Origin of the sequence: Aurantimonas coralicida DSM 14790 (assembly GCF_000421645.1) — a bacterium.
In the GTDB taxonomy this organism is placed as follows: domain Bacteria; phylum Pseudomonadota; class Alphaproteobacteria; order Rhizobiales; family Rhizobiaceae; genus Aurantimonas; species Aurantimonas coralicida.
On the sequence record NZ_ATXK01000003.1, the window covers coordinates 282,561 to 295,100 of the forward strand.

The following is a 12,540-nucleotide window of genomic DNA, read 5'->3' on the forward strand; positions in this document are numbered from 1 at the left end:
CGAACCGGATCTGCCGCCGCGTTAACCAATGAATTTAAGCAGCCGGTAGTCGATGCCGTTCGAAGGTGCCCTCATAGCGAGGTGGCCGGTGAAGAGATCGTCGGTCACGGGCATGATGCCGCTTCGTTATGCCGGCCGATCCGGACTGTCCCCTGTTTGAAATTCCGCGTTACGGGACAACACAATGACCTCTATCAACACCAATACGTCGGCAATGACGGCTCTGCAGAGCCTGTCGGCGATCAACAGCAGCCTCGACCAGACCCAGAACCGCATATCGACCGGCTACCGCGTCGGTGCGGCGTCGGACAATGCCGCCTACTGGTCGATCGCCACGACCATGCGCTCGGACAACAAGGCCCTCGGAGCCGTCGAAGACGCGCTCGGCCTTGGCCAGGCGAAGGTCGACGTGGCCTATACGGGCATGGAAGCGGCGATCGACGTCACCTCCGAGATCAAGGCCAAGCTTCTGGCGGCGATCGAGCCGGGCGTCGACAAGACCAAGATCAACTCGGAACTGACCGAGCTGAAGAACCAGCTGTCGAGCATCGCGTCTTCGGCGAGCTTCTCGGGCGAGAACTGGCTGCAGAACTCGACCGCGACCGCAGCCGGCACCAAGAACGTCGTGTCGTCGTTCAACCGCGACAGCGGCGGCGCCGTTTCGGTGGGCACCATCGGCCTGAACGTTTCCAGCATGACGCTGATCGGCACGGACAACGAGACCCTGGGTCTTCTGACCAAGGACTACGATGCCGACCAGTTGCTGGCCACGCCGACGGGCACGCCGGAAAACTATCGATTGATCGATGTTGCCGGTACTCAGTCGGTAGCAGCCACGGGTACGGTGATCGCTCTCGCCAGCACCACAACGGATGCACAGGTGAATGCCATGGTGCGCGTCGTCGACAAGATCCTTTCGGACATGACAACCGCAGCGTCCAACCTGGGTGCCTCCAAGAACCGCATGGATATCCAGTCGGAGTTCGTCTCCAACCTGCGGAACTCCATCGACAAGGGCGTCGGTACGCTGGTCGATGCGGACATGACCGAGGAGTCGACCCGGCTGAAGGCGCTGCAGACGCAGCAGCAGCTGGGCGTCCAGGCGCTGTCGATCGCCAACTCGTCCTCGCAGTCGGTGCTGTCGCTCTTCCGTTAATCGGATCGCACAGTCCGAAGGGACCGAACGGGTCCGGCCGCAAGGCCGGGCCCGTTTTGCGTCCGGCGTTCGGTTCGGGGTGAGGGGAGAGATTGGAGCAGATCGGCTCGCGAACTGTACGGCAACCTTAGCTTGCCGACGGCAACCCCAAGAGAATCTTACGGATTTAATTTTGCGAGAACGAACGTCCCGGCCGTGTCCGCAAGACAAATTAAAGCAATTTCAGTCCAGATGATGCGGCGACTGCAACGACGATGCAGCGCATCCCTGACGCAAGCTTCGACGGGCCGACGATAAGAATCCGTTAACCATCGCTCCCCTAATTTCCCATCGGCGTCGCTCCGGAATTTTGGAGCTGCCGCCGCCGCTTTCCAAGGACGTTCCCCATGCAAATGGCCAATCTCAAGATATCAACGAAGATCGCCGCAGCTTTCGCGATCCTCGTCGTGATCGCCGCCTGCATGGGGGCATTGCTGTTCCAGTCGATGCTCCAGATCGAAACGGCTTCCGGGGACAAGAACCATCAGGTCGCGCTGTCGAACGCCGCGATCGATGCGCGTTTTGCGCTGGCGCGTCAGGAGAACTCCCTGCGCGGCTTCATGATCACCCGCGACGCCTATTTCTCGGGCCGGGTGAAGGAGCATTACGCGACCTTCCAGAAGAACGTCGCGCATCTTGGTGAGGTCGCCGGTGCCGGCAGCCCGATCGCCGCGCAATTGCCGCAGGTGTCGGCGGCGATGCAGGCCTGGCAGACCGAGATCGCCGACCCCGTCATCCGCGATGCCGGCAACGAACTCACCTACCCGCAGGCGCTGGCGCTCTTCAATTCGGGCAAGGCCGACGCGTTCATCGAGCCGATCGAGACCATTCTCGACGGCGTCCGCGAGACGACGACGGCCGGTGTCACCGCAGCCAGCAGTGCCGAAGCCGCTGCGAATGTCGCTGCCGAGACCGCCCTTCTGGCCGGCATGGGCGCGCTGATCCTGTTCGCGGCCGGTCTCGGTTGGGCACTGTCGCGCGGTATCGCTACCCCGATCGTCCAGATGACCGGCGTGATGCGCAAGCTGGCCGATGGCGACAAGACCATCACGGTCCCGGGCGCGAAGCGCAAGGATGAGGTCGGCGAGATGGCCGGCGCAGTCGAGACCTTCAAGCAGGCCGCGATCGAGCGGGACGAACTCGCCGCAACGGCCGAGGCTGCCCGCATCAGCCAGGACCAGGCAAAGAAGCGTCAGGCCGCGCTCGACAATGCCAAGGCCGAAGACCTGCGCGCCTTCGTCGGCGTCGTCGAAGTGGGCTTCGAGCGACTATCGGCCGGCGACCTGACCGTGCGCATGCAGGACAAGGTGGCCGAGGAATTCGAGCCGATCCGGGCCAAGTTCAATGCCAGCGTCGCCTCGCTGGAAGAGGCCATCGGCCATGTCGTGACGTCCATCGCCTCGATCCGTACCGGCCTCGGCGAGATCAACACCGCCTCGAACGATCTGGCCCACCGCACCGAGCAGCAGGCGGCCAGCCTCGAAGAAACCGTTGCGGCTTTGGGCGAAGTGACCCAGGCCGTCAACGAGACCGCCGAGGGCGCCGGCAAGGCCCAGCAGGTCGCGTCCGGTGCCCGTGAGAAGGCCCAGAAGGGCGGCGAGGTCGTCGGCAAGGCGGTCGCAGCCATGGGCCAGATCGAGCAGTCGTCCGAGAAGATCAACTCGATCATCTCGGTCATCGACGAGATCGCCTTCCAGACCAATCTGCTGGCGTTGAACGCCGGCGTCGAGGCGGCACGGGCCGGCGAGGCGGGCAAGGGCTTTGCGGTCGTCGCCCAGGAAGTGCGTGGGCTTGCCCAGCGCTCGGCGGAAGCGGCCAAGGAGATCAAGACGCTGATCGCGACCTCGCGCGAGCAGGTCGGCACCGGCGTCGAGCTGGTCACGGCCTCCGGCAAGTCGCTGGAGGAGATCGTCTCGGAAGTCAGCGCCATGGCCGAGGTCATCTCGACCATTGCTTCGAGCGCCCGTGAACAGGCGACCAGCCTGCGCGAAGTGTCCGGCGCGGCCGACCAGATGGACAAGGTGACCCAGCAGAACGCCGCGATGGTCGAAGAAGCAACGGCGGCCAGCCAGACGCTGGCCAACGAAACCGACGAACTGGCCCACGCGATGGCCAAGTTCCGCACCAGTGCCGGCAATGCCGGCGCCCGGCGCAGCGAAGGCCGGACGCAGCCGCAGCGCCATGCCCCGTCCCGCGGTGTGACGCAGATGCGCACGACCGGGTCGGGCGGCGCCGCCCGCGCCACGCAGATTCAAGAAGATAGCTGGGAGGAGTTCTGATGGCCCGGAAGCCCGCAACCCGCAAGGCGACATCCGTCGGCCTGCCGGAAGTTCTCGACATCAAGGCAGCCGCGCCACTGGCGGAACAGCTCCTGGCCCTGCGTGGCGGACCGGTCAAGGTCGACGCCTCCAAGGTCACCCGGCTCGGCGGCCAGTGCGTTCAGGTTCTGCTCTCGGCAGCCGCCACCTGGAAGGTCGATGACACGCCGTTCGACCTCGACACACCTTCGGACGCCTTTTTGAGCGGCCTCGAACTTCTCGGGCTGTCGCCCGAGCACATCAGCGACAAGGGAAGCCTCGCATGAGCAGGACAGTTCTGACGATCGACGACTCGCGCACCATGCGCGAGATGCTGCGGGCGACGCTGTCGTCGCAGGGCTTCATCGTGGTGCAGGCCGAGGACGGCGCCCACGGGATCGAAGTCCTGGAAGGCATGGAAGTCGAGCCGGATGTCATCATCACGGACATCAACATGCCTCGCAAGGACGGCTTCCAGTTCATCGAGGAAGTGCGGGTCGATCCCCGGCGCCGCGCCATCCCGATCCTGGTGCTGACCACCGAGAGCGATGCCGAGAAGAAGCAGCGGGCCCGCACCGCGGGCGCCACCGGCTGGATCGTCAAGCCGTTCGACCCGGTAAAGCTGGTCGACGCGATCAACCGCGTCGCCGCATAGGCAGAGCGCCCTGTCGGCGGTCGCATGGCTCCAGTGGGCCGAGGACCGCGACGCAGACAGCAGTCCGAGCAGGAACAAGAAGGTAGCGACATGGACGCGATGGCCGAAATCCGGCAGACATTCTTCGAGGAATGTGCCGAGCAGCTTGCAGAGCTGGAAGCCGGGCTGCTGGCGATCGAGAATGGCGAGGCCGATTCCGATACGGTCAACGCCGTCTTCCGGGCCGTCCATTCGATCAAGGGCGGGGCCGGTGCCTTCAGCCTCGACGATCTGGTCCGTTTCGCCCACATTTTCGAGACGACGCTCGACGAGCTACGCTCCAACCGCCTGGAAGCGACGGACACGGTCATCAAGGTGATGCTGCGTTCCGGCGACGCGCTGGCCGATCTCGTCACCGTCGCCCGCGACGGCGGCGTGGCCGATGCGGCTCGCAATGACGGGCTGGCTGCCGAGCTCAAGGCACTGGTCGGCGGCGGCGCGGTCGAGACCGAGGACGCGGCCGGCGAGGACGACAACCAGGGCATGGGCGATCTCGACTTCGTCCCGATTGCCGTGGATCTCGATGATCTTCTCGGCGGCGGCGATGACGCGGACGATGACGGCGAGACGGTTTTCCAGATCTCCTTCAAGCCGCATGAAGGTCTCTATTCCAAGGCCAACGAGGCGGCGGTCGTCCTGCGCGATCTCTGCAGACTCGGCGAGGCCGAGGTGACCTGCGACACCAGCGAGCTGCCGCAGCTTCAGGATCTCGATCCCGAGAGTGCCTATCTCACCTGGAACATCGAGCTGCGAACCTCCGCGACCGAAGAGGCCGTGCGCGAAATCTTCGAATTCGTCGAGTGGGATTGCGACCTGACGATCGAGGCCGACAAGCCGGAAGGCGACGCCGGCGGCTTCGATTCCGACCTGGCCGAGATCCTCGCCCGCATCCGCGGTGACGTGCCGGCGGAGGCTCCTGAGGAGATCGCCGAGGCATCGGAAGCAGCCGCGCCAGACGCCGAACCCGTCGCCGAGGACGAGACGCCGGCCGCCCCGGCAGTGACCGCCGCGCCCGAGCCGGCAAGTGTTCCGGCCGCAGCACCGGCTTCGGCCGCCAACGCCGTACCGAAGGCGATGCCTTCCGAGGCCAAGGCGGCTCCCGAATCCGACGGCAAGCCGGCCACGGCCACCACCGCGGCCGCCCAGACCATCCGCGTCGATCTGGAGCGCGTCGACCGGCTGATCGACCTTGTCGGCGAATTGGTCATCCATCAGGTCATGCTGTCCCAGCGCGCCTATCAGGCGGGTCTTGCCCGCACCTCGGAGCTGGCGGTCGGTCTCGACGAGCTTGAGCAGCTGACCCGCGGCATCCAGGACAGCGTCATGGCGATCCGCGCGCAGCCGGTGAAGTCAGTCTTCCAGCGGCTGCCGCGGCTTGCCCGCGAAGTCGCCGAGATCTCCGGCAAGACCGTGCGCCTCGTCACGGAAGGCGAGTGGACCGAAGTCGACAAGACCGTCATCGAGCGCCTCGCCGATCCGCTGACCCACATGCTGCGTAACGCCATCGACCACGGGCTGGAGAAGCCCGACGTGCGACTGGCCGCCGGCAAGCCCGCCGAAGGCGTGGTGAAGGTCGCGGCGATGCACCGTTCGGGCCGCATCGTCATCGAGATCACCGATGACGGCGCCGGCATCAACCGTCCGAAGGTCCAGGAGATCGCCGTCAGCAAGGGCCTCGTCCCGGCCGATGCGAACCTGACCAACGAGGAGATCGACAATCTGATCTTCGCGCCGGGCTTCTCGACCGCCTCCTCGGTGTCCGAGCTTTCGGGCCGCGGCGTCGGCATGGATGTCGTCAAGCGTTCGATCCAGGCCCTCGGCGGTCGCGTGTCGATCACCTCCGAACCGGGCAAGGGTTCGATCTTCACGATGAGCCTGCCGCTGACGCTGGCCGTCCTCGACGGCATGATCGTCTCGGTCGGCGACCAGACCGTCGTCGTGCCGCTGACCGCGATCATCGAGACGCTGCAGCCCAAGCCCGAAGAGGTGAAGAGCTTCGGCGGTGACGCCCGGCTGGTGAAGGTGCGCGACAGCTTCCTGCCGCTGGTCGATGTCGGCCGGGAACTCGGCTTCACCGATCAGCCGACGGACGCCACCGGCGGCGTCGCGATCCTGGTCGAGGCGGAGAAGGGCCTGCGTTCGGCGCTCCTTGTCGATGCCATCCAGGGGCAGCGCCAGGTCGTGATCAAGAGCCTCGAGACCAACTACGGCAATGTGCCCGGCATCGCCGCGGCCACCATTCTCGGCGACGGTCGTGTCGCCCTCATTCTCGACGTCGATACCGTCGTCGCGACATCGCGGGGCGATATCGCCTTCGCCAGCAACGCCATGCAACAGGCCGCGGAGTAGGACAGATGACGACTTCTCACAACCAGATCGGCAAGCCCGCCCAGAACGACAATCGCGGTGAAGGCAACGGCCGCGAGCTCGTCGCCTTCCGCATCGGCGAGCAGGAATTCTGCGTCGACATCATGTCGGTGCGCGAAATCCGTGGCTGGACCCCGGCAACCCCGATCCCGCACGCTCCGTCCTACGTTAACGGCGTCATCAACCTGCGCGGCGCGGTTCTGCCGATCGTCGACCTGGCAGCCCGTCTCGGTTTCCCGAAGACGCAGCCGACGGCGCGCAGCGTCATCATCGTCGCCCGCTCGCAGCAGCAGCTCTTCGGCCTGCTGGTGGACGCGGTCTCCGATATACTGACGGTGACCGACGATGCCCTGCAGCCGCCGCCGGACATGGCGACGGAATTCGCCAAGCAGTTCGTGCGCGGCGTCATGGCGCTGGAAGGCCGCATGGTCTCCCTGATCGCCACCGACAACGTGCTGCCGCAGTTGCGCGACGCGGCCTGAGCCGGGCGCAGCACGGTACGCAACAGCAGACAAGATGACAGAAAATGGTGCGATGGAGCCGGGCATGGATTGCCCGGCTCCCGTGCCCGAAGTGGAGTGGGGCGTTTGGCGGCCGGATATCAGCAGGAAAAGCCGGTAGGCAGGCGGCGGGCCGATTCCGCGTCGATCGGGGCGGGCGAGTTCCCGATGACCGAGGCGGATTTCACCAACATCGCGCGCATTCTCTACGATGACGCGGGCATCCATTTGTCGCCATCCAAGGCGACGCTGGTCTATTCGCGGCTGTCAAAGCGGCTGCGCAGCCTCGGCATGGAAAGCTTCCGCGACTATTGCGAGCATGTCGCCGGTGCGGGCGGCGCAGACGAGCGGATGAAGATGCTCGCCTCGCTGACCACCAACGTCACGCATTTCTTCCGCGAGCAGCATCATTTCGACCATCTGCGCAACAACCTGCTGCCGCCGCTCCTGGCGAGCGCCAAGCGGGGCGGACGCGTGCGCATCTGGTCGGCGGGCTGCTCCAACGGCCATGAACCCTATTCGATCGCCATGACCGTCCTGTCGATGATGCCGGATGCGGCCGATCATGACGTGCGCATCCTGGCCTCTGACATCGACCCGAACGTCGTGGCGACGGGCCGCGCCGGTATCTATCTGTCGAGCGACCTGCAAAACGTGCCGGCCGATCTGCGCCGGCGGTGGTTCCGCCCGGTGCACGGAGCCCCCGGCGGCAAGCGCGGGGCGACCGACGAAATGGCCTTCGAGGTCGCAGACACGATGCGCGATCTCGTTGCCTTCCGCGAGCTGAACCTGATCGGCCAGTGGCCGATGAAGGGCATGTTCGACGCAATCTTCTGCCGGAACGTGACCATCTATTTCGACCAGACGACCCGCGAAAAGGTGTGGAACCGCTTCGCCGAGCGCATCCTGCCGGACGGCTTTCTCTATGTCGGCCATTCCGAGCGGGTCACCGGACCGGCGTCCAACACGCTCAGCTACGAATCCAACACCTCCTATCGCAAGGCTGGTGGCTGATCGTGATGGACCGCGCCGACCCGAACCAGATTGCGGATTCGTCCAGTGGATCCGACCCGCGTGATTCCGGACGGAGCAGAGCACCGATGACGGCACCCGCAACCGTTCTCATCGTCGACGATTCCATGACCATGCGAGCGCTCATCCGCAACGTTCTGAAGAACGACCGCGGCATCGAAGTGGTCGGCGAGGCGGCCAATCCCTTCGAGGCGCGCGAGAAGATGAAGGCGCTCGATCCCGACGTGGTGACGCTCGACGTCGAGATGCCCAACATGAACGGCATCGACTTCCTGCAGAAGATCATGCAACTGCGGCCGACCCCGGTGATCATGGTGTCGAACCTCACCGCGCCCGGAGCGTCGGCGACCCTCGAAGCTCTGGAGATCGGCGCCTTCGACTGCATTGCCAAGCCCGGCGCCGGCGACAACACGTTCGATACCCTGCCGGGGCTGATCAAGGAGGCCGCGCAGGCCAAGGGCCGTCTGGTGAAGCGTCGGGGGAGGGTGGCTGCACCGGCGACGCGCACCGCGCCGTCTCCGCGCGCGCCGCACGAGATCTCCTGCTCGCCCACCGGCCCCGAGCTGATCGGCATCGGCTCGTCGACCGGCGGCGTCGAGGCGCTGACCCAGGTTCTGGCCGAGTTCCCGGCCGACTGCCCGCCGACGCTGATCGTGCAGCATCTGCCCGCTGCCTTCACCGGTTCCTTCGCGGCGCGGCTCGACCGGCTCTGCCCGGCTCGTGTGACCGAAGCCAAGGATGGCGACGTCCTGCGGCCCGGCCATATCTATCTGGCCCCCGGTGGCGGCCGGCACATGGTCCTGCGCAAGGCGATGCAGCCCTATATCTCGCTGGTCGCCGACGATCCGGTCTCCGGGCATCGCCCGTCGGTGGACGTCCTGTTCGCGTCCATCGCCAAGAACTTCAAGGGCCGCTCCAGCGGCGTGATCCTGACCGGCATGGGCCGCGACGGCGCGCAGGGGCTCCTGGAAATGCGCAAGGGTGGCTCGCGTACCCTAGCGCAGGACGAGGCGAGTTCGCTCGTCTACGGCATGCCGCGGGTGGCCTACGAGATCGGCGCCGCGGAGAAGAGGGTCCCTCTTGCCAGAGTGACACGGCAAGTCTTTGCCTGACCGGTCGATGTTTCTCGAACATTGTTTCAAGTCAGCGCAAAATTCGATCCGGATGAGAGAATCTCTTCATAAAATTCCCCTCTAATAGGGATCCGACAAGGATAGACCCCATGAGCATTGCAGACCGGATCAGAGTTCTCATCGTCGACGATCATCGTACCAGCCGAATGCTGATACGCGACGCGTTGGAACAACTTGGAATCAAGCAGATCATCTTTGCCGTCGATGGTGAAGAAGCGTTGCAGACGATGATGACGTCGCCATGCCACATCATCATCTCGGACTTCAACATGCCCAAGCTGGACGGAATCCAGCTCCTGAAGGCCGTGCGGTCCTATGCGCCGACGAAGAAGACGCCCTTCATCATCCTGACGGGACAGGGCGACCGCGAGCTGGTGCAGCGCGCGGCCCAGTTCGGCGTCAACAACTTCCTGGCCAAGCCGATCACCGTCCCTGTCCTCAAGAAGACCATGGAAGCGGTGGTCGGTCGTCTTCAGTAATGCTGAACCGGTCGGGAATGCAGCGCATACATGTCATGCAAGGCGAGGCCCGGGTGGCGACGGGACCAGATACGGTTCTGACGACGCTGCTGGGATCCTGCGTTGCGGCCTGCATCCACGATCGGGTGGCGGGGGTCGGCGGCATGAACCACTTCCTGTTGCCGGGCGCCGGCGATTCGGAAAGCGGCCGCACGGAGAGCTTCGGCCTGTATCTGATGGAACTGCTGATCAACGGGCTGCTGCAGCAGGGCGCGCGTCGCGAGAATCTCGAGGCGAAGCTGTTCGGCGGCGCCCAGACCGTCGATCGCCTGTCGAATGTCGGCTCGAAGAATGCCGTCTTCGCCGAGCGCTTCCTGCGTACCGAGAAGATCACCTATCTGGGCGGCAGCCTGGGCGGGGAATCGGGACGCCGCATCGAGTACTGGCCGCATTCCGGCCGGGCCCGGCAGATCCTGTTCGCGCCGACGGCGATGCCGCAGATTCCGGTGGCCCGTCCTGTTCGCAAGCCCGATGCCATCGGCGACGTGGAACTTTTCTGAAAGGGATCGCGACGTACTCTGGCGGGCCGTCTCGAACCATTGTCTCGTTCAATTCTAGCGATCGAAGCGAATTTCCATGTCGATGAGCTCCCTGTCCGACCTTTTCAGGACCCTCTCCCTCGAGCTGCGGGAACTCGCCAGGGATGCCGAGGCGATGCACGACCTCGTCTGTCCTGACCACGCGAAGCAGGATGCCGCCTATGTGCGCGCCGTGCAGCGGATCGACCGCACCCAGCAGACGCTGTGCAATCTCTCCACCTTCCTCGAGGCCGCCCGGGACGAACTGCCGGAGAGCTATGAAGTCGCGCTGAAATCGGCGCTGGAGACCGTGCGCCTGAACGATCTCAAGCTGCGTCTCGTCCCCTCGGCCCACGGCGTTGCCGCTGCGGTGTCGGACGATTCCGACGGCGAGATGGAACTGTTCTCTCAGGCCTCCTGACCGGCCCGGACTGCTCCGGCGCTTTGCCGCACGACGCCAGTCACTCGCCCAGATTGCATTCTCCGACAGGTTTCTCTCGTTAACCCTTCATTAACCGTGGTCTCGCGCAAGCTTCGACCGGCATGGTCCGCTCGTACTTCGCAGTCACAGTTAAGGCAGGGTAGAGAGATCCATGGCGCTTGCCGTTGGCGGAAAAGCTCAACAGCTTTTGACGAATCTGACCGCGCTCGGTCCACGCAGGCTCGGAGCTCTGGGTCTGGTCGGACTGCTCGTGGTCGCCCTGGTCGGACTCGGCAGCTACTACCTGTCGCGTCCCGACATGGAGACGCTCTATTCCGGGCTCGACCGCACCGACGTGACGCGCATCGGCGCGGCGCTGACTGAAGCGGGTATCCCCTTCGACGTCGATTCCAAGGGCGACGCCATTCTCACGCCCTTCTCGCAGACGGCCCCGGCGCGCATGCTGCTCGCCGAAAAGGGATTGCCGCGTTCCGAGAACGCCGGCTACGAACTCTTTGACAATCTCGGCTCGATCGGCCTGACCTCCTTTATGCAGGAGATCACCCGGGTCCGCGCGCTGGAGGGTGAGATCGCCCGCACCATCCAGACCCTGCGCAACGTGCGCGCCGCCCGCGTCCACATCGTCCTGCCCGACAAGGGCTCGTTCCGCCGCGAACAGCAGAAGCCGTCGGCGAGCGTCGTCGTGCGCACCGAGAACGGCAATGATTTCGGTTCCGCCCAGGCCATCCGCTCGCTGGTCGCCTCGGCGATCCCGTCCATGACGCCGGAAGAGGTGACCATCCTCAACGCCGACGGCACGCTTCTGGCGTCCGGCGACGAAGGCGTTTCGGCCGCGCCCACCAAGCTGTTCGGCATCGAAAGCGTCGTCTCCAAGGACATCGAGCAGTCGATCCGCCGCACCCTCGCGCCCTATCTCGGCATCGGCAACTTCCAGACCAGCGTCGTTGCCCGGCTCGACACCGATCGCAAGCAGATCAGCGAGCGCATCTTCGATCCCGAAAGCCGGGTCGAGCGCTCGACCCGCACCATCCGCGAGAACAACCAGTCGGCCAACCGCGCCAGCGAGACCCCGGTGGGCGTCGAGCAGGACGTCCGCGAAGTCGACGCGCCCCCGGCAGGCGGCGGTGCCGGCGAGCAATCGTCGGAAGAGACCGAGCGCCGCGAGGAACTCACCAACTACGAGATCAACGAGAAGACCATCTCCACGACCAGCGACGGCTATCAGGTCGAACGCCTGTCGGTGGCTGTTGTCGTCGACCGCAAGCGTGTGCTCGAAGCCATTGGCGAGAACCCGACCGACGCCCAGATCGACGCGCGGATCGGCGAGATCAAGTCTCTGGTCGCCTCGGCGTCGGGCTTCTCGGCCGATCGCGGCGACCAGATCGAGGTGACCGCCGTCGACTTCATCGCTTCCGACGACGCCCTCGAGCCGATCCCGGCGCCGGGTCTCGGCGAGATGTTCATACGCCAGTCCGGCACGCTCATCAACGCCATCACCATCCTCGCCGTGGCGATCATGCTGATCTGGTTCGGTCTCAAGCCGGCCGTCCGGGCCATCGCCGCCATGCCGGCCGCCGAAGGGACCACCCTGGCCGCGCTGGACGACGACGAGATGCCGGAGCTGGACGACGATGCCCGTGCCCTGTCGGAAAGCCTCCTGGAGAACCTGAACTACGATTCCGATCCGGCCGGCGGCTCGGGCAACGAGATCGGCTTCCTCGACGACCTCAACTTCAATGTGGGCAATTCGCCGAGAGCCCGCCTCGAGCGGCTCCTGGACCACAACGAAGAGCATGCCGCCACCGTCATGAAGCAGTGGCTCAACCAGAAAGAGGCGGCCTAAG

Annotated in this window: 12 protein-coding genes; all 12 read left to right on the forward strand. The window is 65.1% G+C overall.

The window, feature by feature from the left end:
- The first annotated feature begins 184 nt into the window (after nucleotides 1–184).
- The 12 genes from H536_RS0109900 to fliF all read left to right on the forward strand — a co-directional run bounded on the left by H536_RS0109900 (nucleotide 185) and on the right by fliF (nucleotide 12,539).
- Complete coding sequence (locus H536_RS0109900; RefSeq protein ID WP_024350325.1) at nucleotides 185–1,156, forward strand: flagellin N-terminal helical domain-containing protein; 972 nt, start codon at nucleotides 185–187, stop codon at nucleotides 1,154–1,156.
- 386 nt (nucleotides 1,157–1,542) lie between these two features.
- Nucleotides 1,543–3,474: a methyl-accepting chemotaxis protein gene (locus tag H536_RS0109905; RefSeq protein WP_024350326.1), complete on the forward strand. Its 1,932-nt coding sequence runs from the start codon at nucleotides 1,543–1,545 to the stop codon at nucleotides 3,472–3,474.
- Entirely contained in the window at nucleotides 3,474–3,779 is a 306-nt protein-coding gene (locus H536_RS0109910) for an STAS domain-containing protein (protein ID WP_024350327.1), read from the forward strand. The genes H536_RS0109905 and H536_RS0109910 overlap by 1 nt, the downstream gene beginning before the upstream one ends.
- A complete protein-coding gene (locus H536_RS0109915) occupies nucleotides 3,776–4,147 on the forward strand; it encodes a response regulator (RefSeq protein ID WP_009210338.1) in 372 nt (123 codons plus the stop codon). Before H536_RS0109910 ends, H536_RS0109915 begins: the two co-directional genes overlap by 4 nt.
- Before the next feature lie 90 nt (nucleotides 4,148–4,237).
- Entirely contained in the window at nucleotides 4,238–6,535 is a 2,298-nt protein-coding gene (locus H536_RS0109920) for a chemotaxis protein CheA (protein WP_024350328.1), read from the forward strand.
- 5 nt (nucleotides 6,536–6,540) lie between these two features.
- Nucleotides 6,541–7,035 (forward strand): chemotaxis protein CheW, encoded by a 495-nt coding sequence (locus H536_RS0109925; protein WP_009210336.1) that lies wholly within the window; start codon nucleotides 6,541–6,543, stop codon nucleotides 7,033–7,035.
- Nucleotides 7,036–7,221: 186 nt separating this feature from the next.
- Entirely contained in the window at nucleotides 7,222–8,067 is an 846-nt protein-coding gene (locus tag H536_RS0109930) for a CheR family methyltransferase (RefSeq protein ID WP_244495402.1), read from the forward strand.
- Between the two features lie 86 nt (nucleotides 8,068–8,153).
- On the forward strand, nucleotides 8,154–9,197 hold the full coding sequence (locus H536_RS0109935) for a protein-glutamate methylesterase/protein-glutamine glutaminase (RefSeq protein ID WP_024350330.1): 1,044 nt from the start codon (nucleotides 8,154–8,156) through the stop codon (nucleotides 9,195–9,197).
- Nucleotides 9,198–9,307: 110 nt separating this feature from the next.
- Nucleotides 9,308–9,697, forward strand: coding sequence for a response regulator (locus H536_RS0109940; protein WP_024350331.1), 390 nt, complete (start codon nucleotides 9,308–9,310; stop codon nucleotides 9,695–9,697).
- Nucleotides 9,697–10,236 (forward strand): chemotaxis protein CheD, encoded by a 540-nt coding sequence (locus H536_RS0109945; protein ID WP_024350332.1) that lies wholly within the window; start codon nucleotides 9,697–9,699, stop codon nucleotides 10,234–10,236. Before H536_RS0109940 ends, H536_RS0109945 begins: the two co-directional genes overlap by 1 nt.
- Before the next feature lie 76 nt (nucleotides 10,237–10,312).
- Nucleotides 10,313–10,675 (forward strand): hypothetical protein, encoded by a 363-nt coding sequence (locus H536_RS0109950; RefSeq protein WP_024350333.1) that lies wholly within the window; start codon nucleotides 10,313–10,315, stop codon nucleotides 10,673–10,675.
- Nucleotides 10,676–10,847: 172 nt separating this feature from the next.
- Nucleotides 10,848–12,539, forward strand: a complete 1,692-nt coding sequence (gene fliF, locus H536_RS0109955; protein WP_024350334.1) for a flagellar basal-body MS-ring/collar protein FliF — start codon at nucleotides 10,848–10,850, stop codon at nucleotides 12,537–12,539.
- Nucleotide 12,540 lies beyond the last annotated feature (1 nt).

Excerpts from the sequence above, each read along its gene's own strand:
- H536_RS0109935 (WP_024350330.1), top strand. The coding sequence starts at position 8,154 with ATGACGGCACCCGCAACCGTTCTCATCGTCGACGATTCCATGACCATG.
- H536_RS0109910 (WP_024350327.1), top strand. The coding sequence starts at position 3,474 with ATGGCCCGGAAGCCCGCAACCCGCAAGGCGACATCCGTCGGCCTGCCG.
- H536_RS0109945 (WP_024350332.1), top strand. The coding sequence starts at position 9,697 with ATGCTGAACCGGTCGGGAATGCAGCGCATACATGTCATGCAAGGCGAG.
- H536_RS0109905 (WP_024350326.1), top strand. The coding sequence starts at position 1,543 with ATGCAAATGGCCAATCTCAAGATATCAACGAAGATCGCCGCAGCTTTC.
- fliF (WP_024350334.1), top strand. The coding sequence starts at position 10,848 with ATGGCGCTTGCCGTTGGCGGAAAAGCTCAACAGCTTTTGACGAATCTG.
- H536_RS0109940 (WP_024350331.1), top strand. The coding sequence starts at position 9,308 with ATGAGCATTGCAGACCGGATCAGAGTTCTCATCGTCGACGATCATCGT.
- H536_RS0109920 (WP_024350328.1), top strand. The coding sequence starts at position 4,238 with ATGGACGCGATGGCCGAAATCCGGCAGACATTCTTCGAGGAATGTGCC.
- H536_RS0109900 (WP_024350325.1), top strand. The coding sequence starts at position 185 with ATGACCTCTATCAACACCAATACGTCGGCAATGACGGCTCTGCAGAGC.
- H536_RS0109950 (WP_024350333.1), top strand. The coding sequence starts at position 10,313 with ATGTCGATGAGCTCCCTGTCCGACCTTTTCAGGACCCTCTCCCTCGAG.
- H536_RS0109930 (WP_244495402.1), top strand. The coding sequence starts at position 7,222 with ATGACCGAGGCGGATTTCACCAACATCGCGCGCATTCTCTACGATGAC.
- H536_RS0109925 (WP_009210336.1), top strand. The coding sequence starts at position 6,541 with ATGACGACTTCTCACAACCAGATCGGCAAGCCCGCCCAGAACGACAAT.
- H536_RS0109915 (WP_009210338.1), top strand. The coding sequence starts at position 3,776 with ATGAGCAGGACAGTTCTGACGATCGACGACTCGCGCACCATGCGCGAG.